This is a genomic window from Rhodococcus sp. FG69 (assembly GCF_057808915.1).
Genome location: NZ_JBMDIX010000090.1, coordinates 1 through 2,556 on the forward strand (window position 1 = coordinate 1; position 2,556 = coordinate 2,556).

Below are 2,556 nucleotides of genomic sequence, written 5' to 3' on the forward strand. Positions count from 1 at the left end.
TGTCCGTGGCCATGAAAAAGTACCCACTGGTGGCCAGGTCGAGGTCCCCACTGGTGGCCAACTGAAAGTCCCCACCCCGTGTTCGTCGTGTCGATCAGGAACTTCTGGCCCGAGCGGTGACGGTGAAGGTGCCAACCACACACCGCACCGCCCGGGGAGTTCCATTGAAGTCTGCGAAGGAACGCATGGACATCATTTCCGCTTACCGCGAAGTCGGGTCGTATCGAGGAGCCGCCGAACTCGTCGGCACCACCCACAAGACCGTCAAACGCACCATCGACAAATTCGAAGCCGACCAGGCCGGCACCACACCACCGCCGCGAGCCGAGCGTGAACGCAACTACGCCGCCGTCACCGACCTGGTAGCCGAACGGGTCGACAAATCTCAGGGCCGAATCTCCGCGAAACGAATCCTGCCGATCGCCCGCAAGGCCGGCTATGCAGGATCGGACCGCAACTTCCGCCGCCTGGTCGCCGAGGAGAAGAAACGGTGGCGCACCGACCATCACCGCGGCCGACGGCCCGCGGTATGGGCACCGGGTGACTACCTGATCATCGACTGGGCCACTGTCGGCGGACTGCACCTGTTCTGCGCCGTCATGGCGTATTCACGGTGGCGGTTTGCTGCATTCGCCACGGACGAGAAAGCAACCACCACAATGGCATTGATCGCCGAAGCACTTGCCGCTGTCGGTGGTGTCCCGCGCAAGGTCCTCGCCGACCGCATGGCATGCCTCAAAGGCGGGGTCGTCGCGAACGTCGTCATTCCCACCCCGGACTACGTGCGGTTCGCTGCTCATTACGGGTTCGCACCGGACTTCTGCCACGCGAACGACCCACAATCGAAAGGCGTGGTGGAGAACCTCGTCGGATACGCCCAACGCGATCTCGCTGTCCCGTTGCTCACCGAAGCAGCCATCGCCGGCACCACCGTCGATGTCCACGCAGCCAACGCCGCCGCCAGGGTGTGGTGCAGGGAAGTCAACGCCAGGGTGCATTCGGAGATATGCGCGGTCCCGAACGGCAAACTGGACGAAGAGCGAGAGTTGTTGTCGCCGTTGCCATCACTGCGACTGGAAATCGGTCCACCGCCGGTGACCCGCAAAGTCGATCGCTTGTCCTGCGTGCGGTTCGCGTCCGCGCGCTACTCCGTGCCGGTCCGGTTGATCGGCGCGACGGTCACCCTCGTCCAGACCGAGGGACGGTTGGTGGTTGTCGAGCCGGCCACCGGTGAGGTCGTCGCCGAACATGACCTGGCCCAGCCGGGGACCGCGTCGGTCCTCGACGAGCATTACGGCGGAGCGCGCCCCGCACCCCATCGCGGTCCCAGGCCGAGAACCACTGTAGAGCAACAGTTCTGCGCACTCGGACCCGAAGCAGAAGCATTCCTCGTCGGTGCCGCCGCGATCGGCAACACCAGGCTCGGATCCGAGCTCGAGATCCTGCTGGCACTCGGTGCGGCACATGGCACCGAACTGTTGGTGGCGGCGTTGACCCGGGCGGTGGCGTTCCGTCGATTCCGGGCCGCGGACGTCCGATCGATTCTCGCTGCCGGTGCCGGAGCGCCGCAGCCCAGGCCGGCCGGAGACGCGTTGATTCTGGACCTGCCGACCGCACCGACACGCTCCCTCGATGCCTACGCCATCCGGACCCCTGCCGCCGATACGCAGGTGCCGTCATGACCGACACCACCACTGCACACTCTCCGAAGACTGCTGCGCCCCATCATGTTCCCGAGCTCGCTGCTGATCTCGACGCCGGACTACGTCGCCTGAAACTGGCTGCGATCCGCCGGACCGCACCGGAGGTGTTGATCACTGCGAAGACGCAACGCTGGACCCCGGAAGAAGTGCTGCGGACGCTCATCGAGTCCGAACTCGCCGCACGTGATGCCTCCAACATCGTCAACCGGCTCAAAGCGGCCGCGTTCCCGGTGACGAAAACGTTGGAGTCCTTCGACGTCGCCGCGTCGTCGATCCAGCCGAAGGTGTTCGACTACCTGTCCAGCCTGGAATGGGTTCGGGCACAGTCGAACCTGGCGATGATCGGACCTGCCGGGACAGGCAAGTCGCACACCTTGATCGGACTCGGTGTCGCCGCCGTCCACGCTGGACACAAGGTCCGCTACTTCACCGCCGCCGATCTCGTCGAAACCCTGTATCGCGGATTGGCCGACAACACCGTCGGCAAGATCATCGAATCACTGCTGCGGGTCGACCTGATCATCATCGACGAAATGGGCTTCGCCCCGCTCGACGACACCGGCACCCAGTTGCTGTTCCGTCTCGTCGCCGGTGCTTACGAACGCCGCTCGTTGGCGATCGGATCGCACTGGCCGTTCGAGCAATGGGGCCGGTTCCTGCCCGAGCACACCACCGCCGCCTCGATCCTCGACCGATTGCTCCACCACGCCACCATCGTCGTCACCGACGGCGAGTCCTACCGCATGAAAGACGCACAACACCGAAAGGACCGCCCCTGAAAAACCGGGAACATCAACACGGGGTGGGGACTTTCACCTGGCCACCAGCGGGGACTTCAACTTGGCCATTGACA

The 2,556-nt window shown here is 64.5% G+C and carries 2 protein-coding genes; both read left to right on the forward strand.

All coding sequences use genetic code 11. From position 1 onward, the window contains the following. Positions 1–164: 164 nt before the first annotated feature. Positions 165–1,682 (forward strand): IS21 family transposase, encoded by a 1,518-nt coding sequence (gene istA, locus ACODSO_RS29050; RefSeq protein WP_489040060.1) that lies wholly within the window; start codon positions 165–167, stop codon positions 1,680–1,682. Continuing rightward, positions 1,679–2,482, forward strand: a complete 804-nt coding sequence (gene istB, locus ACODSO_RS29055; RefSeq protein ID WP_489040059.1) for an IS21-like element helper ATPase IstB — start codon at positions 1,679–1,681, stop codon at positions 2,480–2,482. Before istA ends, istB begins: the two co-directional genes overlap by 4 nt. Positions 2,483–2,556 lie beyond the last annotated feature (74 nt).

Bases quoted from the DNA above. Each gene is read 5' to 3' on its own strand.
- istB (WP_489040059.1), top strand. From the start codon at position 1,679: ATGACCGACACCACCACTGCACACTCTCCGAAGACTGCTGCGCCCCAT.